This window comes from Pyxidicoccus caerfyrddinensis (assembly GCF_010894405.1).
Lineage (GTDB): Bacteria > Myxococcota > Myxococcia > Myxococcales > Myxococcaceae > Myxococcus > Myxococcus caerfyrddinensis.
The window spans coordinates 97,641-118,041 of the sequence record NZ_JAAIYA010000034.1 but is presented as its reverse complement, the minus strand read 5'-3'; the positions used below and the strand labels follow the sequence as shown (position 1 = coordinate 118,041).

Sequence of the window (20,401 nt, the reverse complement as noted above, 5' to 3'; positions counted from 1 at the left end):
CTCAAGGGCGACACCGGCCTGACTGGCGCGACTGGTCCTCAGGGCCCCCAGGGTGACATGGGTCCTCAGGGTCTCAAGGGCGACACCGGCCTGACTGGCGCGACTGGCGCGACTGGCGCGACTGGTCCTCAGGGCCTCAAGGGCGACACCGGCCTGACTGGCGCGACTGGTCCTCAGGGCCCGCAGGGCCTCAAGGGTGACAAGGGCGACACCGGCCTGACCGGCGCGACTGGTCCACAAGGCCTCAAGGGCGACACCGGCCTGACTGGCGCGACTGGTCCTCAGGGCCTTAAGGGTGACATTGGTTCTCAAGGCCCCAAGGGCGACATTGGCCTGACTGGCACGCAGGGCCCCCAGGGCCTCAAGGGCGACAAGGGCGACACCGGTCTCCAGGGGCCAAAGGGTGACAAGGGCGACACTGGTCTCCAGGGCCTCAAGGGTGACACCGGCCCGACTGGCGCGGATGGCAAGCGGGCGCTGGTGAGGACCTCGGCGGAGCCTGCAGGGAGCCGATGCGCTACGAGCGGGGTGAAGTTCGAGGCCGGTGTGGATGCCGATAGCAACGGCGTCCTGAGTGATGCGGAGGTGAGCTCGACGCTGACGCGCTACGTGTGCAACGGCGCCCCCGGCGCTACTGGCGCTACTGGCGCTACTGGCGCCCCCGGCGCTACTGGCGCTACTGGCGCCCCCGGCCCCGGCGTGAGCGTGCTGAAGATCCCCTTGAGCGAGCTCTCCGTGCCGGAACCTCTCGGGCACCCCAACTGCAACAGCTCAACGATTCTCATCTTCACAAATGGAACGACCTACTTCCCCGCCACCTGTGTCTCCGCCTCCCACCGCTACTGCAAGAGGATCGGGTACAAGGCGGGCTTCGGTCCTTTGGAATACAACGCAGCCGCCAGCACGGTGGACTTGGCCTGCGCGAACTGAACCCCGTGCTGTTTGCCGTCGCTCCCCACCGCTCGAACAGATGAGCCGGGGCTTTGAGCATGGCCCAGTTCCGTGGACGCCCGAGATGTGATGGAAGGAGCACAGGTTGTCCGCGAACGAGGAGAAGGCCTTCTTCGCGAAGGAGATGAAGTGAAGTTCACCTTCATAAACGCGAAGAAGGCCCTCTTCCCGGTCGCATCCCTCTGCCGTCACCTGGGCGTTTCGCGCAGCGGCTACTACTCCTGGGCCAAGAGGCCCGAGTCGGAGCGCAAGAAGAGCGATCTGGCTCTCAGCGTGGAGGTGCTGGCCGTCCACCAGGCGAGCCGAGCCACGTACGGCGCTCCGCGTGTGCATGCAGAGCTGAAGGCACGGGGCCGGCGCGTGGCTCGCAAGCGCGTGGCTCGCTTGATGCGCCAGGCGGGCGTTCGCGCTCGGCCCCGTCGTCGCTTCGTGCGGACCACCGATTCGGCCCATGGCCATCCGGTGGCACCGGGGCCGCGCGCTCGGCCAGTGGAGCCCTTGGGGCACCCGTCAGCAGCCCTCCCCTCCCTCTCTGCTCCAGCACCCACCCTTAACAGGGCCACCATGCGTCCTCTACGTCAGGATGGCTCCGCACGTGTCCTCAGAGCTCTTCTGTCTCAAAGATTTTCACTCCGACCGGCAGCTGTTCCGGCTCGCCCGGCTTGACCAGGTGGATGCGTGTGCCGGAGGCGTCGTGGCCGAGGCAGGGCTTCAGCACCTGCTGTGTATCGTAGTGCCCACCGTTCTGCTTACGGAACGGGAGCGGGGCGTCTGTGAACAAGCCATCCAGCCGCGCCTTGAACGCCTCTTCAACAGACGGCCACTGCTCTGCCTTCAGCCGGTCCGCCTGATAGGTCGTGAACGGCGGCAGCACCTCCATACCGGGATAGAAGAGAACCCCGTGCTGGATCGGAAAGAGGATGTCGTCCAATGCCCCGTTGACTCCGCGGTCGGAGTAGTGAGGCGCGCGCCCGCCAATGGTGACCGAGAGCATGGCGCGGCGGCCCGTCAGCGTGCCTTCGCCATAGCGGTCGCCCCAGCGCTCGCCCTCATGCACGCCGACGCCATAGGCGAAACCGAAGGCGTAGACGCGTTCAATCCAGCCCTTCAAGATCGCCGGCATCGAGAACCACCACATCGGGAACTGGAAGAGCACGGCATTGGCCCAGAGCAGTTTCTCCTGCTCGGCCGCGATGTCCGGGCTTTGCGAACCGTCAGCAAAGGCACCTTTCGACGCCCGCGCATAGGACAGTCGCTCCCCTGAATCACGGCTCAGGAAGTCACCTCCATCGGCGACCGCCTTCCAACCCATGGCGTACAGGTCCGACACCCGGACCTCATGGCCCTGACCGGCCAGGTGGCGCACAGCGAGGTCTTTCAGCGCGCCATTGAGCGATTTCGGCTCGGGGTGGGCGTAGACAATCAAGATGTTCATGGCCCAGACGTACGACTCTGGTTATGACTTCGCAAGTACGCACAAGTTTGGCCAGTACGCACAAAAAGGGAACCATGCCCCGGAAGCGCGACGACGACTCGAAGACCCACTGCGCGGTGGAAGCGTCCCTCGGCGTCATCGGCGGGCGATGGAAGGGCGTGGTGCTGTACTGGTTGTTGCGGGGCACACACCGCTTCGGTGAGCTGCGCAAGCGGCTGCCGAACTGCAGCCAGCGCATGCTCACCCTGCAGCTGCGCGAGCTCGAAGAAGACGGGCTGGTGAAGCGCACCGTCTACGCCGAGGTGCCGCCGCGCGTGGAATACGAGCTCACCGCCTTCGGCCGCTCCCTCGAGCCGGTGCTGCTGGGGTTGCGGGATTGGGGTGAGAAGTACAAGGGCCGGTTGGAGCGCATGGGGTGAACGCACCCGACTCGGGCAGGCGGCGCCGACGACGCCTCAGTAGTTCCAGGCGACGCAGTCGGTCGTCGTGCGCGTGACGAACTCGGCCAGCGTGCGCATGTTCCTGACGAACGTGCTCGTGTCGAGATAGTCGCCGGGGGTGGCACCACTTCGCGGGCCACCCGGGCTGTACGTCGTGATCCACCGCTCGTTGTTCACCGCCGTGTCGACGGCTTGCGCCGTGTCGGCGCGAAGCTGCTGGCACGAGCGCTTCATCATGCTCGTGTCGCTCGCCAGCCGGTCGTACTCCGCATGGATCGCGGCGAGCTGCGACGGACCCTCCCACCCGTAGTTCTGGTAGGTCGGCGGCGCGGAAGAGAACTGGGCCGGGTAGCCGCCGGGCTTCACCGTGTAGAAGCCGATGTTCGACGGCGAGGTGTCGTCGAGCTCGATGTAGCGGTGGATGAGCGTGTTGCCCGCGTGGTCGACGTTCTCCAGGTACGCGAGCGCGGTCCCGACCGCGGCGCGGTTCGCCGGCACGCTCGGGTCGAGCTGGTAGAGGCGAAGGAGCGCCCACATGACGTCCTGGCTCTCCTGGCCCGCGATCGCCGGAACCTCCCAGTTGCGCGCCCAGCGCGGCTGCATCTGGAGGTCGTACTGCTGCGCCCAGGCGGGCTGGGGCTGGGGCATCTGCGCACGGCGAAGGAAGTCACCGTACGCGGTGAGCATGGCCTGATAGGTCGCTGCCTGCGCGGGATAGACCTCTCTTGCCTGGTACAGCATCTCCACGAAGGCCGACGCGAGGTTGTCGTTCAGGGTCGGGTCGTCCCAGTACTCGGTGGTGTACGAGTTCGCGTAGCAGGTGGCGAGGCCACACGAGGTCCCGATCGACGGCGGATAGCTCGCCGCCAAGGCCGGCCGCGCGGCGACGGGACCGGCGAACCCCTGTGGAAACCCGCCATTCGTCGGGAACTGCGAGGTCTCCACCCGCGCGCGGGCGTACGCGGAGGCGCCGGAGATGGCCGTGTTCGCGAACCCGAGGAGCTGATCGGTGCGCATCATCGCGATGAGCGCATTCTGGGTGACCTGGTCGTCGTAGGTCGTCGTCGTGCAGCCGCCGCAGCTGCAGCTTGCAGTGGTGTTGAGGTAGCACCCCTTCAGCACCGGCGTCGGTTTGAAGTCCGCGTAGAGGCGCCAGCCCCCCGACTTGATCTGCCCATGACGCAGCGCCATCGCCGCGTCCGTCGCGTAGGTCTTGAGCGCCGGTGTTGCCGGGTCGGCGAGGGCGGCTTCGACGAAGGCGATCGTCACGTCCGCCGTGCCGGGCGACTGGATCATGATCTGGTCGTCGTCGAGCTGGATATCGCCCCAGCGCTCGCTCAGGTTGGTGGCATTGTGGTGCCACGCATACCCGCCATGGCGCGCGACCAGATCGTGGAAGTACTTCGCCGCGTTCCGCATGCGTCCGAGCGCCTTCGTACGGAGCGGAGTCGTGGCCGCCTGCGCCGCCTCACCGAGCTCGATGGTAGAGGGCGAGCCATCGCCCTCCAGTTCGGTGTCCGCGGAAACACAGGCGAACGTCGAGATGGCAGGGGCGAGAACGAGCGCGAAAAGTCTTCTCATGCATGCAACGCATAGCACACCGGGCACTCAGGGCGCGGTGGTGGTGAGGGGAAAGTCCGCGCGCGCCCACGCCTTCTCGAAGTCCGCGCGGGTGCGTGCCGCGTCGTCCTTGCGGCCCTGGCCCTCGAGCGCGAGGGTGAGGCCGAAGAGGCTCCAGCCATTCTTCGGGTTGCGGCGGAGGTCCTCGCGGTAGACGGCTTCGGCCTCGCGGAAGCGTTTGGCCTCGAGCAGCGCGGCGCCCTGGTAGTGGCGCACCGGGTAGAACCAGTCGGCGGGCTCGGCATAGGACAGACGGTCCGCGGCGTCGACGGCCTCCTGCCACAGGGCCAGTGACTGTGGGCGGCCCTCCGCCTGCGCCAGCCGGGCCTTCAGCACGCGCGCCGCGACACCGAGTACGTCGCGAGCGGTGTTGAGGTTGGCGGCCACCGTGGGGGGCACCTCGGCGGCCAGACGCTCCAATTCGGCGAGCTCGGCGCGCGCCTCCCGCAGCTGCCCCTTTGCCACCAGGGCCATTCCATGCGCGTGCAGCCACAGGCCCGTCTGCACCGGGTACTTCTCCTCGGGACGGGGCTCGACGAGCAGGTCGTCCCAGCGGCCGAAGCGCACCATGGCGAAGAGGGGCTCGGCCACGAAGAAGTCCATGCCTGGCATCACCGAGAGCATCCCCGCGGGGAAGTGGTGCGCCGAGGCACGCGCGGCCGCGAGCGTCTCCTCCATACGGCCCTCCATGGACGCGGAGAAGGCGAGGAAGCCGAAGTTGTGCGCGGTGTACATGGGGTAGATGTGGCTGCGCGGCTGCGCCTTCTTCATGTAGGCCAGGTCCACCTCCGCGGCCTTCCTGTTGCTCGCCGAGGCGTCCGCGTAGCGGCCCACGCGCTGGTAGATGTGCGCGGGCATGTGCACCAGGTGCCCGGCGCCCGGTGCGAGCGCCCCGAGCCGGTCCGCGGAGGGCTCCGCCTTCTCCGGATGCGACGAGGCCTCCACCGCGTGGATGTAGTAGTGATTGGCACCCAGGTGATTCGGGTCACGCGCGAGCACGGACTCCAGCACGGTGACGATTTCCCCGGTGCCAGGCGCGGGCTTCCCCTCGAGCGACCACAGCTTCCACGGGTTGAGGTCCATGAGGGCCTCGGCGTAGAGCGTCTGCACATCGAGGTCGTCGGGGAAGCGCCGGGCCACCTCGCGCATGGCGCGCGCGTAGGCCTCGTTGAAGGGCTTCATGGCCTCGGGGGCCACCGCCTCGGCGCCGGGGTAGCGGCGAGAGAGCGCGGCGATGAGGGCCTGCTCCACCAGGGAGGCGCTCGGCGCCAGCGCTCGCGCCCGCTTCAGCGCCTCCCAGGCAACCGGGGCGTTCTCCGCCAGCATGGGCATGTTGTAGTTGGGCCCGAGCACCAGGGCGATGCCCCAGAAGCACATGGCGCAGGTGGGGTCGAGCTGCGCGGCGCGAGCGAACGAGCGAGCTGCCTCGTCGTGGTTGAAGCCGTAGGCCAGCCGCAGGCCCTGGTCGAAGAAGTCCTGGGCACCGGGCGAGGCCGTGGTGACGGACCGCTCATGGGTGCTCAGTCCGTCGAGCAGTACGGCGCCTTCGGCCAGGCCGTCCAGGGTGGGCGCGGCGGGGGGACCGTGGGAGAAGGCGGGCGCAGCGACGAGCGCCAGCGTCAACATGCAGGCAAGGGACAGGGAAGCACGCATCGGGAGGCGCTCCGGTGAAATGAGCTCCGTCCAAAGGTGGGCGCGCGAACGTTCCCCGCCCATGCGGCGCCGGGCCGTGCGCTCGCCATGCCGCTCCCGCCAGGGGGGACGGGCTTCCGGAAGGCCGCGAAGCAGGGGGCTTTCGCCCGCGAGGGGCAGGCCCTCGGCCTTCTCGACGAGAGCCTTCCCGGTGATAGGAAACGTTCCCGCCATCCTCCAGCCAGGGGCGCCTCAGGTGGCGAAAGCCACCGGCGCGGCTGACATCATCCGGTCCAAGCCAGCTATCCTACGACGTGTCCGGCCCCCCAGGACGTTCACACCTTCCGATCACTCGACCGAGACCTGACATGAGCCTCCCTTCCTGCGCGCGTAGACTGTTGTCGAACCTGTGGCTCATGGGGGCGCTCGCTCTGACGGGATGTGACTCCTCTGTCGACAGCGACGGGCCGTACGGATGCAACAACTCCTGCGTCGAAGACTACGACTGCCCCGGGGCGCTCTACTGCCTCGACGGAGCATGCTTCGGGACGGAGTGCTACTCCTCGAACCAGTGCGCGGACGAGGGGAGCTCCTGCTCGGTCGGCGGAGACTGCTGCATGGGGAACTGCAACGGAGGAGTCTGCCGCTCGGGTTGCTCGAGCGGAGCGGACTGCGCCAACAGCGGGCAGTGCTGCAACTCCTACAGCGACGGAAAACGCTGCGGGCTGTGCTAGACGGCCGAGCGCGATGTTCGCACGACCTCAGGCGGTGCGCCTGAGGTCACCTCGGCGCAGGCTTGGACTTGCAGAGCGCATGCGTCCGATACGTCCCATCCGTATCGCGCCGAGGGCTGGTTGCCGTCGCCGCGCTCGTCGCCTGTGGCGTGGCGCTCACATCCGCATCGTCCGGGAGGATGAGGCGTAGGAATGCCCATCGGAGGCAGCGGCCTGCCCAACCCGGGAAGGCGCGTCGCCACAGGCGCAAAGTGACACGGCCGCGTTCCCGCCGGTTTTCTACCCGGAGGGCAATTGCGCTGTCGCGCCAGGCGTCCCTTTCCGGGCCGCCCGCGACGGGCTCGCGCCGTGCAACCGCCCGCCCCCGCCGGAATCGTCGCGTGCAACGGGGCCTCGGGGCCCTGGCTCGCACTCGCAAGGAGGGGCGGATGCAGCCGGGAGGGCAGCAGTTGAACGAGAGCAGGAAGGCGGAGCGGCTCGAGCTGCTCACCGGCACAGCCGCACGGGGTCCGTCGGCCGTGGCGGAGTTGGCACCGAGGCGGCGGCTCAGCGCCGGAGGTCCCAGGCCGGGCCTGCCCTCCTGGACGCACCTGCTCCTCCTGCTCGCGCTGCCCACGCCACTGCTCGCCTGCGGTGAGGCGCGTCAGCTCTCGCTCCCGTTCGCCGCCCAGGTGCACAACAAGCCCCTGCGCTGCGATGCGAGCTACGAGAAGATCGGTGCCTCGAGGACCTCCCTCCAACTGCAGGACTTCAAGGCGTATGTCCGCGACGTCGCGCTGGTGCGCGAGAACGGGGCGAGGTACCCCCTGGTGCTGGAGCAGGATGGACACTGGCAGCGCGACACGGTCGCCCTGCTGGACTTCGAGGACGGCACCGGCAACTGCAACACGGGCAGCCCGGAGCTCCGCACCGAGGTGGTGGGCCTGGTGCCCGACCTCGACGACTACACCGGCGTGGAGTTCACGCTGGGGGTGCCTCCCGAGCTCAATCACAAGAATGTGGAGTGGGTCGACCCACCCCTCGACGTTCGCAGCATGTGGTGGAGCTTGACGAACGGCTACAGGTTCCTTCGTCTCGACGTGCGCGCGGGTGGCAACAGGCCCTATGCCTTCCACGTCCGTGCCGACGGCTGCACGGGGACGCCAGACATCGGCGTCCACTGCAGCGCGGAGAATCAGGGCACCGTCTTCCTCACGGGCTTCGTTCCGGGGCAGAGCCGGGTCGTCTTCGACGTGGCGGCACTCTTCGCGCACACGGACTTCGAGAGCTCCGGGGACGGGACGACGGACCCCGTCGCAGGGTGCCTCTCCAGCGCCGACGACCCGGAGTGTGCCGCGCTGTTCGGCCAGATCGGGCTCGGCGGGCCCCATGCCGCCAGCGGCGCGGACGCCTTCATCCGTGTCGAGTAGGTCCGGCGATGTTCGCATGGACCGGACTGTTCGCCCTTCTAGCAACGGAGTAGTGAGACATGCCGCGACGTTTGGGATTGAGAGCAGCAGGCGGTGCTTTACTCATCGGCCTGCTCACGCATTGCGGGAAGGCGAAGGAGCCGTCGCAGGAGCTCGACTCGGCGCAGGTGCTGAACATCGTCTGCGGGCACGAGGATGCGAACCCCGCGCAGGAGAAGGGCTGCGAGGGGAAGGCGTGCGTCGTGAAGGGCCACGTCTTCGGAACGGAGGTGGCCTACTTGTGGTTGGACGAGGGGGACCTGGAGAGCGCGGACCTCATCCTCAAGGACACCTGGCCCGTTCCCCGGTTCGACCCTGTCCACCTGCCGCCGCCGCTGACCTGGACCGAGGACCCCTACGGCGAGAAGTTCTGGCGCTACGTCTTCTACGGGTTGCGGCCCACGGCCCACCTCCTGTGGGCCTTCCGGGAGACGGGAGACCGGCGCTACCGCGACAAGCTCATGGACGTCTTCAGGAGCTTCGCCGCCGACAGCAAGAACTCCGTCTTCAGCCAGGACAAACACGGCACCGCCTACCGGGCCATGGTGCTCGTCAACTCGTACTGGAAGCTCAAGCACGCGGACGCCCTCTCCTTTCAGGAGTCGAGGCTGCTCGAGCAGCTCATCCTCCAGGACGCGCGCTTCCTGGAGGACCCGGAGCATTTCGAGGCCGGGTTCAACCACGGGTTCGCCGAGGCGGCGGCGTTGCTGCTCATCGCGGAGAACTTCCCGGACTTCAAGGACGCGCCCCGCTGGCGTGAACTGGCGCTCGCCCGCTACGACGATCTGCTCTCGGACATCATCGGCTCGGACGGCTTCATCATCGAGAACTCCGCCTACTACCAGTTCTACGTCTTCACCCAGGTGTATCAGCTGGCGCAGTGGGCCCGGAGCCACGGCGTGGAGCTGCCCCCGCAGGTGTGGCCCGTGCTGGAGCGGATGGCCCACTTTGCTTCCTACATCGTGCAGCCCGACGGGCGCATCCCCATGCTCGGGGCGAGCCAGCGCCTCCTGGTGCGCAAGCATCAACCGGTGTTGCTCGCGCGGATGGGCGCGGCCTTCCCCGAGCTGGCCCACATGCTGACGGCGGGCATGTGCGGCAGCGCGCCCACCGAGCGCCTCGCCTTCTTCGGGAGCTCCGGCGTCGCCGTGCTGCGCTCCTCGTTCGACCCTGGCATGGACTACCAGGCCCAGACGCACCTGGTGTTCGACATGGGGCCCTACCGCACGGACCACAGCCACCTGGACGCACTCAACGTGGTGCTCTACTCGGCCGGGCGCACGCTGCTGACCGACTCCGGGATGTTCACCGAGGAGCCGGGGGAAGAGGAGACCTACTTCCGCAGCACCCGCGCCCACAACACCGTGACGGTGGACGGGCTGGACCAGCGCGCGGGGAACGCCACTCCTGGTCTGTCCGCACAAGGGGGGCGGTGGCTCTACCAGTCTGGCTACCACACGCTGTACGAGGGAGTGCGGCACTGGCGCGCGGTGATGCTGCTGGAGAAGGACGTCATCCTGGTGTTGGACCGGCTCACCTCGGAAGGCTCGCACCGCTTCGAGCAGCGCTGGCAGTTCCAGCCCGACCTCACGGTCTCCACGCAGGGCTCCTCCGCTTCCGTCACCGACGCGACGGGCAAGCGCGTCCTCCAGGTCGCCCAGGCCCTGCCCGAGGGGCTGTCCGTCTCCACGGTGCGCGGGGCCACCAAACCGTACGACGGGTGGTACTCGGAGGACTACGAGGTGCGCAAGGCGGCGACGGTGCTCGTCTACCCGCGCGAGGGCGCCCAGGGCCACTACGCCACCCTCTTCACGAGTGGTCCGAGCGCCATGTCGCCGGCCCGCGTCTCGGCCCGGCCGCAGCCGGACGGGCTCGAGGTGTACGTGTGTGCCGCGGGCCGCGGCTATCACATCCAGGTGCAGCGGCCAGCCGAAGCGGACGAGGCCCTCACCGTCACCGCTGCCCCCGCGGCCTGTGGGCCGGAGGGCGCCCCTGCGTACAGAGGCGCCGTGGAGTGAGGGCCGACGGGCCCCTGGCCCGTCCTACGGTGCTTGGGGGCCGACGTCCGCGGGGGTGAGCGGACGGCGCAAGGCCGAGCCGCTCGCCACCTGGTCCGCGCCCACGTCCAGCGCGCCGGCGCGCACCTGGCCATCCATGTCCGTGGTGAGCTTCAGCCCGCTGGTGGAGGGGCGGGCCGCGCCGACCACCGGGCTTCCGGCGGACGGACGCAGCAGCCCATCCGCCGCGCGCACCAGCCTGGGGTCTGCCCGCACGTAGCCATTGGACGCAATGTCGCCGGGCGAGGCCGCGCCCCAGAGCATGTTGCCGGTCGCGGTGAAACCTTCCGGGGCCCGCTCGAAGTCCACCAGCGTCCCCTGCGCACCGACGAGGAGGTTGTTCTCGATGCGCAGGTCCCGGGCCGGGATGGGCCGGGTCGAGGTCGAGGCGCCGATGACCAGGTGGGTCGGCTGATTGCCCACCAGGGTGTTGAAGGCCACCGTCACCCGGGCGGCCACGCTGCAGTCGGTGCCCTTGCCCGTGTCGTCCTCGGTGCAGCCGCTGCTGAGGATGAGCGTGCCCTGGGCGCCCGTGCCGGTGCTGCCCTCGAAGTAGTTGTTCGTGATGAGGTGGTCATGGCCGTAGACGCGCATGCCCCCCGCGTTGTTCAGGATGAAGTTGCCGTCCACCACGTTCTTGTTGCCGTGGCGCAGCACCAGCGAGCCCTTGTTGTTGCGCAGGGTGTTGCCGCGGAAGACGTTCTCCGAGCTCTTGTTGGAGATGACCTCGGGGTCACCGTTGCACGCCTCGAAGAGGTTCGCTTCCACGAGCGTGTGCGCGCTGATGGGACCGCGCTTGCTGTCGCCGATCCGCAGGCACTCGCCACCCTCGGTGTCGAGCGTCAGCTTGTGGAAGTAGTTGTGGTCGATGCGGTCGCGCTGCGAGATGCCCAGGCTTCCGTCCGCCGCATCGCCATAGACGGCGAAGAAGACGTTGGAGCTCGTCTTGTCGTGGAAGTCGTTGTGGTCGATGCGGTTGTAGCCACTGCCCGCGCCTTCGAGCCGCAGCCAGGTGCTGATGGACGTCGTGTCCTTGAGGGCGAGCTCGTTCCGGGTGAAGCGGACGTGGTTCGAGCCGACGATTCTCAGCCCGACGTCTCCCTCTTCCACGCCGTGCGTCAGCTTGAAGCCCCGCAGGATGACGTGGGAGGCGTCTTCCACGTGGAAGCCCGCGGCGCCACTGAGGGTCGCCTTGCCCACGGTCTGCGCAGTGATGACGATGGGGTCCTGCTCCGTCCCCTGGACCGACACCTCGATGGGGGTCTGGTTTGTATAGCTGCCGTCGGCGAGCTCGATGCGATCACCCGGAACGGCGGAGGCAATCATGCTCCGCAGCTCGGTAAGGCTGCGTGCGGTGCGCGTGCGCTTGGGGGTGGGAAGGACATCGGCCTGCTCGGCGGGGGGCGGCGGCGTCCCGGGGGTGGGTTCAGGCGTGCCGGTGCCGGGCGTGGGATCAGGAGTGCCAGTGCCGGGCGTGGGATCCGGGGTGCCGGTACCGGGCGTGGGCTCCGGCGTGCCGGTGCCAGGCGTGGGTTCAGGAGTGCCAGTTCCGGGCGTGGGCTCAGGGGTGCCGGTGCCGGGGTCAGCAGGTTCGGGGACGGGCGCGGAGGGGTTGGTGCCCGGGGAGGAGTCATCCGGCGGGGTTGCCTCTGCATTTCCGCCCCTGTCACAGCCTGCCGTCAGAAGGAGCGAGAAGGTCATCACAGCGCATGCCACTTGAAGTTTACGCAAACGTCGTTTCCTCCAGCGGGCCCCGCGCGAGGCACACCGCCACGCGCGGGAGAGGTCTCCCGGACGTGGCAGGCGCCACCCTTGGCGGCGGGTCCTGCCTGGTTGTTTGAGTGGAAGGCCTCATCCCTCGCGACGGCAGGCGAGCGACGAGCCTTGCGACGCATTCCGTAACGCATCCAAGGTTATTGAATTCCGCTCCACCGTGGCTGCTCTCGGGCCGAGAGGACGTGCGCTCCAGCGGCCGCGCCTGGAGGAGCCGAGCGGCGATGGGACGACTCGCCAAGGCCTCAGCGCGTCACGGTGGGGAGTGCCCTGCCCTCCAGCCACGCGTCGAGCATGGCCTCCTCCAGCAGGCGCCCGACGACGTGGTAGCGCGAGAGCATCGCCGGTGAGGTGAGCGCGTCCTCGCAGAGGACCTCCGCCGTCCCGAGGTAGGACGCATGGCACATCGATACTCGCGTGCCGTCGTTCCACAGGAAGCCCACGTGGTAGTCGAGCCCGACGAGGTAGAGACCCTCCCCCTCGCGCTTCACCCGTTCGACGACCTCGCTGACGGGACGGCTCCGGAAGCGCCACGTGCGACGCGGAGGCACGAGCGTCTTCACGATGTACTCGGCGGGCTGTTGGGCCATCCGGACGCGCTCGACACGGAACCCCGCATCCGCGAGCACGGTGGAGACGAGGTAGCCACAGGCAATGCTCCCGGAGCGCGGCGTCCGGGTGTCACCGTAGAACTCCCACGGCGTGCCGTACCAGGCGGGCAGGAGCTGCCGGGTGAGGGCCTGGAGCACGACGGCGCGCGCCTCGTTCCGGATGGCGTCACGGTCCACTCCCGGCTGGAGCCACCTCGTGGCGAGCGCACCGCGCCGGGCCGAGAGGTCCGCCAGGACTTCCGCGTAGGGCTGCTCCCTCGCGGAAGGGACGTCCTCCGCTGGCAGCGCGGTGAGGGCCACGAACAGGAGCGTGGAGAGCATGTGGAGGTGGACGCCTGGACGCGGCCCACCGTTCCCTCCGCACGGAAGCTCGGACCGCCTCACCCCACGCATGGTGCCACACGCCGTCGCAGCCACTCCGCCGCCGAGCGCAGGTCCGCCTCGAAGTGGATGCGCGCCTCCGCCCGCTTGCGAGGGTCCGGCATGCGCAGCAGTGCCGCCGGATGAAATGTCGCCATCCACCCGTCCACCCACGGTGTCTCGAACACCTGCCCGCGGCTGAGGTGGATGCGGAACCCCGGCCCCAGGAACGCCTGCGCCGCGGTGTCCCCGAGCGCGACGATGAGCCTCGGCCGCACCGCCGCCACCTCCGCCTCCAGCCACGCCCGGCATGCCAGCACCTCTGTCCGCCCCGGTGGCTGGTGCAGCCGCCGCTTCCCGCCCGCCCCCTCCGTCCATCCGAAGTGCTTCACCACGTTGGTGACGTACAGCGCCGAGCGCTTCAGCCCAGCCCGCCCCAGCACCTCGTCCAGGAGCTGTCCCGCCGGCCCCACGAAGGGGCGCCCCTCGCGGTCCTCCATGTCCCCTGGCTGATCGCCCACCAGCATCAGTGGCGCCCCCGCCGGCCCCAGCGGCTCCAGCACGTCCCCCTCCGGTGCCTCCGAGCGCGGCATGCCCGCGCCGAAGGTGAGCCGCTCCAGGTCCCAGTGCACGCAGGCGTCCGGCGTGAGGATGCTCCAGCGCATGGACGGGAAGCGGCGCACGAAGAACGGAGCCACATGCCGGACGATGCGGTGGTCCGGCCGGTGCCACGCGATGAAGTGCTCCGCGCCGTTCCGCTCCACCCTGCGGAAGCGCACGAAGGCCGTCATCTCGTGCACGTCCCGCCGCACCGCCCGCTCCATCATCCGCAGGCGGTGGACATCCTCGTCGCGGTCCACCTCCAGCAGGTTGCGCTCCCCATGCGTCAGCCGCCAGAGCACGCGGTACAGCAGCGCCCAGCGCTCCGCGTCCCGGTGACACACCACCTTCTCCGCCAGCCCCAGGAAGTCCCGAGGCACCGCGGGCGTAGGCGGCCCCGAGGCCAATCCCAGCTCCGTCACGGGGACGTCCAGTGCCAGCAGCGAGCCCCGCGCCGCTCCGGCATCCTCGAAGAGCACCCGCTCTGGTGGCTCTCCGCGCGCAATCAGCCCCCGCGCCACCGCGCGGAAGGACGCCAGGTCCGGCCCCATGCGCACCCGCATCAGCGCGGACTCACGCTGGCCTCCTCTGCTCGCGCAAGAGACGTCGTACTTCGCCGCGTCGGCGAGAATCTGAAGCTTCTGGTGGACGGCCATGAACGCTCGGTCGTGGTCTCCGGACGGCCCCACTGGGACACCCTCCCCTCACCGCACGTCCTACCTCTCCGGTCTGACATCCGCCACCCTCCCTCCAGCGTCTGACCGGGAAGGCCCCGTCCTGACGCTCTCCGGGCAACCCACCTGCCAGAAAGTCCCGGCCGGCGCCCCCCGGACGGACAAACGGAGCAGGAGCGCCGCCCTTCTCCCCAGCGCCTCCGAGAGTGCCCGGACGTGGCCCGACTCCTGCTCATTCCTGGCCCACATGAATGTGTTCGAATGCTGGGCACTGACCCTGGCCTCCGCTGGCGGCGGTGTCGGAATGGGGCTCGGCTACAGATGGGCAAGGCCGTCCGGCGCGTCCGCGTCGAGAAGGCCGAGTGGCAGATTCGCATCCGTGACGTCGTGGACGACGGAGCACCGGACCCCACTCCTTCCGGCTTCAATGATGAAACCATGAAGAGTCCGTGAGGAATGGCACCCGTGTCTGCCTTTAGGGTCATCACAGTCGATCCTGAAGGGAGCACGCGATGACGCAGCAGAAGCGGCAGTGGGCGAAGTCTGTCGTTGGGTTCATCCACGTCGTCCTGGTGCTGCTGTGCCTCGGGCCCGGGACGGCGGCCGCGGAGCTGCCCCTGCTCTCGCTGCCGGCCATGGGCTCGGAGAGCTGGCGGACGGACCTGCTCGCCGGCACGAACCAGGTCGGCATTGGGACGTACCTTCCCTTCCCCTGCACCCATGAGTCGGACGGCCTCGTCCTCGAGGCCCGGCAGGGCTTCCACCGCGCCGCGTTCAGCGCCGACGCGGCCTACCACCTGCGCATCACGCCGTCGTACCGCGATGTCCTCTCAGACGAGCTCAACGTGGCAATGCAGTGGGGGCTCCACGTCCACACCGCCACCCGCGCCAGCGACGACGCGGGCGTGGGCCCCGCGCTGGGATTCTCCGTGTCGCGCCTGACACGCGACGTGCCCGTGGCGGAATACCTGGAGGGCTTCGTGGGCGTGCAGGGGGCCACGGTGATGGCGCCGGGCAGCGCACGGCTCGACGTGCCCGTGCGCGCCAGCCTCGGCCTCCAGGGACGCGTGGGGAAGGTCCACGTCCTGCTCGTCGCCCGGGGCGGGTACGACGACCTCCGGCTCGTCCTGGGGAACAAGCCCACCGTGGAGGCCACCCTCGCCGTCGGCCTGTGGCACTTCGAGGAGATGTTCAGCCGCTTCACCCGGCAACGCTGACACCGTCGCTCGCGAGCCAGGGATACGTCGGGAGTGGGCTCCAGCGCGGGAGCCCACTCCCGCCGTGCCTTCGCCTACTGGCAGTCGTCCAGGTTGTAGTTGAAGTCCTTGCGCGGCGTCTGGCCCGGGTCCTGGTTGATGGCCGCGATGCTCAGCTCGCTGTAGGAAACCGTCTGCGTGCCGCCAATCACCATCTGCGTCTTCTGCACGCGCGTGGTGGACAGCACCACCTTGCCCGTCGTGCCGTTGGGCTCGATGCGGAAGCAGTTCATGATGCGCGGGTCCACCGTGGACTTGTAGCAACGCGTGTACTGCCCCAGCACCGTGCGCTTCGTGTACGTGCAGCGGCAATCCCACGGGTCGTACTCCTCGGACACGTGCGCGGCCTCGTAGCCGGTGGCCGTCTGCACCACCTCCAGGTACGTGCCGTCCTGCGGCTGCTCACACCGCAGCAGCGTGTCGCCGACCGCGCCCTGCTCGACCTGCACCAGCTCCGGCACGGCCTCGGCCGTCGGCTGCTGCGGCTCCTGCTGCGGCGCGGCCCCACAGCCCAGCCCCAGGAGGGAAGTCACGAAGATGAACGCCGAGAAACGCAGGGAGGAACGCATGGCAGCTCCAAGTGTGGAGTCAGGGTCATTCCCGACTCACGCGCATGGGAGCCTTTCCCGCGATTCCACGCAATACACTTCTGTGTGAATCCCGCAGCGGCCCGCGTTCGGGGCAGACGCGGGCACCACCTCGTGCGTCCCGGCCGAACGCCGCGCCAGGTCGTTTCGAGGCCCCGCGCTGGGACGACCCGTGGGCACGGCGGTTGCTCAGGCACGCGGCGCAACCCACGACATTCCATGAGGAGCGCCCCATGAACGAGCTGACCCATCTCCAGGTCCCCGTGGCGAAGCAGGAGCCGGTGCCCGCACCTCGGTCCCCCGCCGCGCCCACGCAGTCCGCGCAGCCTGTCCCGGCCACGGCCAACACCGGGTTCACCCTGGTCAACACGACGCCCACGTCCGCTGAGTTCCGCGTCATGCAGGGCTCGAACCAGGTTGCCAAGGTGAGCGTCGCCCCGGGTGCGAGTGCCAGGATGCCCATGGGCGATGCCTATTCGGTCTCCGCGACGACGATGATCAACGGCCTCGCGCTCACCACGGCCACCGTCAGCTTCAAGGCCCACTCCGCCTTCCTGATCGCGCGGGTGAAGTTGAGCGCGCCCGGCCTCTACGGCTTCGAGCTCCTGCGAATCGGCGCCACCCAGCCGAAGGCCATCGTCCTCGAGAACACCTGGCGCGCGCCGGTGACGTTCAACATCACGCGCAACGACAGCCCCTTCGACATCGTCACGGTGGTGGACGCGTACGACGAGCTCCCGGTCAGCACCGCGCAGCAGTGGCAGATCTTCGCCATCGTCAACGGCATCACCACGCCGTCGGTGCAGACCACCAACCCCGACGCCACCATCACCGTGTACCCCGACACCGACGACGACAACTACACCCTGACGGTGTCCTGAGGGGCGGCGCTCACTCCTCCTTCGTGAGCGCGTCCACCTGCTCCTGAAGACCCGCCGTGTCCTCGAAGAAGTCCTCCACGGGCTGCGCGCGGGCGAGCCGGAAGGCCGGCGGCAGCAGCGTGCGCGGGAAGTCGAGCCCCTCGCTGAAGCCCTCGTTGCCCAGCCAATCCCCCGCGCGGGACAGCGCGCCGAACACGAGCGTGACGACGACGAGCACGCGCATCAACCGCCGGGGGTCCCACCGCGTCACGTAACGCAGGTGCCAGTAGAGCCCCCACCCCATCAACCCGAGGAAGGCGAGGTAATGCACTCCCGGCAGCCCGCCGCCCAGCGCCAGGCTGAAGCCCACCAGCGTGAGCAGCGCGGGGATGACGATGGAGCCCAGCAGCACCAGCGTGCCGATGGCGGCATGCGTGCGGTAGTGGAACTGCCGGCGGGCGATGCGGCTCGCCACGGACCAGCCGCCCGCCCACACGAACATGAGCGCCAGCGGCGCCACCACCGCCACCGTCAGCTCGCCCCAGTCGGTGCGCCCGTAGTTGGTGAGGTACCCCTCCAGGAGGCTCGCGCCCACCAGGGCCGCCAGCGCCAGGGCGAAGGTGCGGGGCTGCTCGAAGACGCGGGGGCGCGGCGCGGTGGGCGCGGGCCCGACGACGGTGTCCTCCACCGGGTGGTTGCGCGGGCGGAAGCGCAGCACGGTGTCGCCCACCGCCACGCGGGTGTCGGGTGTGAGCTCCAGCTCGGCGAGCGGCGCCCAGGGCTCCACGCGGAAGGTGCCGTTGTGGCTGCCCACGTCGCGCAGCATCAGCACGCCATCCTCGCGGCGTTCGATGCGCAGGTGCTCGGGGGACACCTTCGGGTCGTCGAGGATGACGTCGTTGGAGTAGCCGCGCCCCACGCTGACGGGGAAGCGCTCCAGGCGGTGGCGGGCATGGACGGCGTCGCCCTCCAGCACCTCCAGGAAGATCACTTCGTCCACGACAGCCCCTCCAGGTAGCGGCGGGCAATCTTCCGGCCGTTGTCCGCGGTGAAGCCGGCGAGCGTCAGCGAGGTGTCCACGCCGCTGGTGCCCGCGTTCAGCGTGGCCGCGCGCAGCACCACGTCGTAGAGGCCGGGGAACTTCCGGTAGGCGCGGAGGCACAGCGCGGCGCGCACCGGCAGGCCGCCCACGTCCACGAACTCCGACTTGCAGCGGTAGTTGGTGACGTCCTGGCGCGTGGCCTCCACCGCGTCCGGGTCCTGAGCGAACAGCGCGCTGTAGAGCGCGGAGAAGCGCAGCGCGCCCAGCTTCTGACTGGTGGCGTGCTGGTGCAGGTAGGCCACCACGCCCGTGCGGTGGTTCGAGGACACGTAGATGTCCTCCTCGGACGAGCACTGGTAGTTCGTCACCGTGTACGGCACCTCCGGGTCATGCGGCGTGTCTCCCCAGCACTTGAGGAAGGGGCTCCAGCGGCCGGGGACCTGGTAGCCGCCCAGTGCCTGCTTCGGCAGCGGCGCCTCCATGAGCCGCTCGGTGAGGCGCTCCTGGTTGTCCATGAGCTGCGCGCGCACGCGGTCCAGCAGCGCCTGCGGGTCCGCGGCCGTCTCCTTCAGCGCGCGGGCGAGCAACTCGCGCGCGTAGCGCACCGGCACGAGGAAGCCCACCTGGTTGCCCATGGTAGCCACGTTGATGCCCACCACGCGGCCCTCTCCGGTGAGCGTGGGCCCGCCGCTCATGCCGGGGTTGATGGCGCCGCTGAAGTGGAGCCGCTCGTAGAGGGCGTCCTGGATGAAGCCGTTGTAGGTGCCCTCGACGATGGTGGTGCCCAGGTCCCTCGGGTTGCCCATGGCGAACAGCCGCGCGCCCTGCGGCGGCTCGCGGTCCTCGAGGGCGAAGAAGTCCGTCACCGGCGTGCCCATCTGGATGACGGCCAGGTCGTGCACGACGTCCACGTCCACGAGGCGCACGGGGACGGGCTCCGGGCTGCCGCTCAGCACCAGCTCCGCGGTGTAGTCCTCGGGGTGGATGACCACGTCGGAGACCACGTGGTAGTTCGTCACCGCGTGGCCGGCGGCGGAGACGAAGAACGCCGAGCCGATGGACGACCGCGTCCCGGAGCGGCGCTCGATGATGCGCACCTGGGCGACGCGGCCCTGGATGCGCTGGAACAGCTCATGGGTGGCGGGCGGCAGCGCGGAGATGGGCACCGGCAGCGCGGCCTCGGGGGCTCCGGCGTCCGGCGTTGGCGGGCCGGGCTCCACGGGAGCCACCGGCGCCTGCGCGAGCACGGCGGCGAGGATGAAGGCGAACATGGATGCGTCCCACCCTACCCCACCCCGCCTGGCTCGGGGGCTCGGAGCGGCGGGGGGAATGTCGGAGGCGGACAGGGCGGTGGGCCGCTCCCGGGGCGGGCGCCCCATGCACGCCCGGCCTCCCGTGCCGGGAGTGCGGGTGTGCTCACTTCCTCGCGACCACCACCCGAGCACCCTGGCGCATCTCCCCCGGAGACGTGGCGTCGAAGCGCCGGGCCCATTCGTCCGTTCCCGTATCCGAGCTGACGTGGAAGCCCACGGCGCCGAGCTCCGCCGCGATGACCTCCGGCGTGTGGAGCGAAATCTGCGGCTCCTTCCAGAAGCGCAGCAGCAGGCTCAGCGCGTGGGGGCCGGAGGGGCGGGTGTTGTACTGGATGATGGCCGTCGACCCCGCCGCCGAGCGAGCAGCGAGCACTCGCAGCGTGGCGCGCATCGCGGTGGAGGTCAGGTACATCACCACGCCTTCCCAGAGCCACACGGTGGGGACGCCCGGCTCGTGGCCGGCCTGCGTGAGTGCGGCGTCGAGCGAGTCGCGCTCGAAGTCGACGGGCACGAAGGTGAGCGACTTCGCGAGGACGGGCAGCACGGCGGCGCGGCGCCGCTTCCAGGCTTGCGTGGAGGGATGGTCGACCTCGAAGACGCGGACGTCGGACAGCTCGCGCAGCCGGTACGCGCGCCCGTCCAGCCCCGCGCCGAGAATCACGACCTGCCGTGCCCCTTGCGCGAGCGCGTCCCGCAAGTGGGCGTCAATCATCAGGGTGCGCAGTGCGAGCAGGTCCGCGCCCTGCCGAGCGTTGGCGAGCGACTCGGAGAGCGGACGCCGCCGCGCGCTTCGCCGGAAGAGTGCAAGGAGCTGCGACCACGGTGCGGGCAGCAGGTGCTGCGCGGTGGGGTCCTGGAATCCCTTGGCGCTCGTCACCCCGAGGTCGGCGAGCGCGCGGAGGAAGGCCACCATGGCCGCGGTCTGGCTCGGCTTTCCCTCTCTCATGGGCGCGACTTGTACCAGGGTTCGCCTGCCCGGACGCGCAGTGCAGTGACCAGGGCGAGCGC

Annotated in this window: 17 protein-coding genes and 1 pseudogene; 8 read left to right on the top strand and 10 right to left on the bottom strand. The window is 69.4% G+C overall.

The genetic code is table 11. The features are described from left to right. The coding region (locus G4D86_RS54075) for a DUF7151 family protein (RefSeq protein WP_164002014.1) at positions 1-930 on the top strand (930 nt) is incomplete at its 5' end. A 114-nt stretch (positions 931-1,044) separates the two neighbouring features. Next, a pseudogene (locus G4D86_RS53555) lies at positions 1,045-1,449 on the top strand (IS3 family transposase); the annotation flags it as partial. A 103-nt stretch (positions 1,450-1,552) separates the two neighbouring features. Here the strand turns inward: G4D86_RS53555 and G4D86_RS46850 are convergent. Then, positions 1,553-2,386, bottom strand: coding sequence for an NAD(P)H-dependent oxidoreductase (locus tag G4D86_RS46850; protein WP_164002010.1), 834 nt, complete (start codon positions 2,384-2,386; stop codon positions 1,553-1,555). A gap of 74 nt (positions 2,387-2,460) precedes the next feature. On the opposite strand from G4D86_RS46850, the gene G4D86_RS46845 reads away from it, so the two are divergent. Then, complete coding sequence (locus G4D86_RS46845) at positions 2,461-2,805, top strand: winged helix-turn-helix transcriptional regulator (protein ID WP_164002008.1); 345 nt, start codon at positions 2,461-2,463, stop codon at positions 2,803-2,805. 36 nt (positions 2,806-2,841) lie between these two features. Here G4D86_RS46845 and G4D86_RS46840 read toward each other — a convergent pair whose 3' ends face one another. Continuing rightward, a complete protein-coding gene (locus tag G4D86_RS46840) occupies positions 2,842-4,407 on the bottom strand; it encodes a pectate lyase (RefSeq protein WP_164002006.1) in 1,566 nt (521 codons plus the stop codon). Positions 4,408-4,434: 27 nt separating this feature from the next. After that, a complete protein-coding gene (locus G4D86_RS46835; protein WP_240360868.1) occupies positions 4,435-6,099 on the bottom strand; it encodes a tetratricopeptide repeat protein in 1,665 nt (554 codons plus the stop codon). Positions 6,100-7,261: 1,162 nt separating this feature from the next. Here G4D86_RS46835 and G4D86_RS46830 point away from each other — a divergent pair. Both G4D86_RS46830 and G4D86_RS46825 read left to right on the top strand, forming a co-directional pair. Next, the gene (locus G4D86_RS46830; RefSeq protein WP_205520376.1) at positions 7,262-8,221 is read left to right on the top strand and encodes an MbnP family copper-binding protein; all 960 of its coding nucleotides are present in this window, start codon (positions 7,262-7,264) and stop codon (positions 8,219-8,221) included. Between the two features lie 59 nt (positions 8,222-8,280). Beyond that, a complete protein-coding gene (locus G4D86_RS46825; RefSeq protein WP_164002002.1) occupies positions 8,281-10,278 on the top strand; it encodes an alginate lyase family protein in 1,998 nt (665 codons plus the stop codon). A gap of 24 nt (positions 10,279-10,302) precedes the next feature. On the opposite strand, the gene G4D86_RS46820 is transcribed toward G4D86_RS46825, so the two are convergent. From G4D86_RS46820 to G4D86_RS46810, 3 genes are all read right to left on the bottom strand, one after another. After that, positions 10,303-12,018, bottom strand: a complete 1,716-nt coding sequence (locus G4D86_RS46820; protein ID WP_275899236.1) for a chondroitinase-B domain-containing protein — start codon at positions 12,016-12,018, stop codon at positions 10,303-10,305. A 317-nt stretch (positions 12,019-12,335) separates the two neighbouring features. Beyond that, positions 12,336-13,022, bottom strand: coding sequence for a hypothetical protein (locus G4D86_RS53550; RefSeq protein ID WP_240360867.1), 687 nt, complete (start codon positions 13,020-13,022; stop codon positions 12,336-12,338). Between the two features lie 59 nt (positions 13,023-13,081). Then, entirely contained in the window at positions 13,082-14,317 is a 1,236-nt protein-coding gene (locus tag G4D86_RS46810) for a UdgX family uracil-DNA binding protein (protein ID WP_240360866.1), read from the bottom strand. A gap of 339 nt (positions 14,318-14,656) precedes the next feature. On the opposite strand from G4D86_RS46810, the gene G4D86_RS54070 reads away from it, so the two are divergent. Together G4D86_RS54070 and G4D86_RS46805 are read left to right on the top strand one after the other, a co-directional pair. Continuing rightward, on the top strand, positions 14,657-14,788 hold the full coding sequence (locus G4D86_RS54070) for a hypothetical protein (RefSeq protein WP_275899235.1): 132 nt from the start codon (positions 14,657-14,659) through the stop codon (positions 14,786-14,788). 59 nt (positions 14,789-14,847) lie between these two features. Further along, a complete protein-coding gene (locus G4D86_RS46805; protein WP_164001998.1) occupies positions 14,848-15,552 on the top strand; it encodes a hypothetical protein in 705 nt (234 codons plus the stop codon). Positions 15,553-15,626: 74 nt separating this feature from the next. Here the strand turns inward: G4D86_RS46805 and G4D86_RS46800 are convergent, their stop codons facing one another. Continuing rightward, a complete protein-coding gene (locus G4D86_RS46800; RefSeq protein ID WP_164001996.1) occupies positions 15,627-16,160 on the bottom strand; it encodes a hypothetical protein in 534 nt (177 codons plus the stop codon). A gap of 251 nt (positions 16,161-16,411) precedes the next feature. On the opposite strand from G4D86_RS46800, the gene G4D86_RS46795 reads away from it, so the two are divergent. After that, on the top strand, positions 16,412-17,059 hold the full coding sequence (locus G4D86_RS46795) for a hypothetical protein (protein WP_164001994.1): 648 nt from the start codon (positions 16,412-16,414) through the stop codon (positions 17,057-17,059). Between the two features lie 10 nt (positions 17,060-17,069). Here the strand turns inward: G4D86_RS46795 and G4D86_RS46790 are convergent, their stop codons facing one another. The 3 genes from G4D86_RS46790 to G4D86_RS46780 form a co-directional block, all read right to left on the bottom strand. Continuing rightward, on the bottom strand, positions 17,070-18,038 hold the full coding sequence (locus G4D86_RS46790; RefSeq protein ID WP_164001991.1) for an FHA domain-containing protein: 969 nt from the start codon (positions 18,036-18,038) through the stop codon (positions 17,070-17,072). After that, the gene (locus G4D86_RS46785) at positions 18,026-19,351 is read right to left on the bottom strand and encodes a S1C family serine protease (protein WP_164001989.1); all 1,326 of its coding nucleotides are present in this window, start codon (positions 19,349-19,351) and stop codon (positions 18,026-18,028) included. The genes G4D86_RS46790 and G4D86_RS46785 overlap by 13 nt, the downstream gene beginning before the upstream one ends. A gap of 145 nt (positions 19,352-19,496) precedes the next feature. After that, positions 19,497-20,339 (bottom strand): class I SAM-dependent methyltransferase, encoded by an 843-nt coding sequence (locus G4D86_RS46780; protein ID WP_164001987.1) that lies wholly within the window; start codon positions 20,337-20,339, stop codon positions 19,497-19,499. Positions 20,340-20,401 lie beyond the last annotated feature (62 nt).

What these genes read in the sequence shown, in the direction of transcription:
- G4D86_RS46850 (WP_164002010.1), bottom strand. Translation starts at nt 2,386, where the DNA reads ATGAACATCTTGATTGTCTACGCCCACCCCGAGCCGAAATCGCTCAAT.
- G4D86_RS46845 (WP_164002008.1), top strand. Translation starts at nt 2,461, where the DNA reads ATGCCCCGGAAGCGCGACGACGACTCGAAGACCCACTGCGCGGTGGAA.
- G4D86_RS46840 (WP_164002006.1), bottom strand. Translation starts at nt 4,407, where the DNA reads ATGAGAAGACTTTTCGCGCTCGTTCTCGCCCCTGCCATCTCGACGTTC.
- G4D86_RS46835 (WP_240360868.1), bottom strand. Translation starts at nt 6,099, where the DNA reads ATGCGTGCTTCCCTGTCCCTTGCCTGCATGTTGACGCTGGCGCTCGTC.
- G4D86_RS46825 (WP_164002002.1), top strand. Translation starts at nt 8,281, where the DNA reads ATGCCGCGACGTTTGGGATTGAGAGCAGCAGGCGGTGCTTTACTCATC.
- G4D86_RS46820 (WP_275899236.1), bottom strand. Translation starts at nt 12,018, where the DNA reads ATGACCTTCTCGCTCCTTCTGACGGCAGGCTGTGACAGGGGCGGAAAT.
- G4D86_RS53550 (WP_240360867.1), bottom strand. Translation starts at nt 13,022, where the DNA reads ATGCTCTCCACGCTCCTGTTCGTGGCCCTCACCGCGCTGCCAGCGGAG.
- G4D86_RS46810 (WP_240360866.1), bottom strand. Translation starts at nt 14,317, where the DNA reads ATGGCCGTCCACCAGAAGCTTCAGATTCTCGCCGACGCGGCGAAGTAC.
- G4D86_RS54070 (WP_275899235.1), top strand. Translation starts at nt 14,657, where the DNA reads ATGGGCAAGGCCGTCCGGCGCGTCCGCGTCGAGAAGGCCGAGTGGCAG.
- G4D86_RS46805 (WP_164001998.1), top strand. Translation starts at nt 14,848, where the DNA reads ATGACGCAGCAGAAGCGGCAGTGGGCGAAGTCTGTCGTTGGGTTCATC.
- G4D86_RS46800 (WP_164001996.1), bottom strand. Translation starts at nt 16,160, where the DNA reads ATGCGTTCCTCCCTGCGTTTCTCGGCGTTCATCTTCGTGACTTCCCTC.
- G4D86_RS46795 (WP_164001994.1), top strand. Translation starts at nt 16,412, where the DNA reads ATGAACGAGCTGACCCATCTCCAGGTCCCCGTGGCGAAGCAGGAGCCG.
- G4D86_RS46785 (WP_164001989.1), bottom strand. Translation starts at nt 19,351, where the DNA reads ATGTTCGCCTTCATCCTCGCCGCCGTGCTCGCGCAGGCGCCGGTGGCT.
- G4D86_RS46780 (WP_164001987.1), bottom strand. Translation starts at nt 20,339, where the DNA reads ATGAGAGAGGGAAAGCCGAGCCAGACCGCGGCCATGGTGGCCTTCCTC.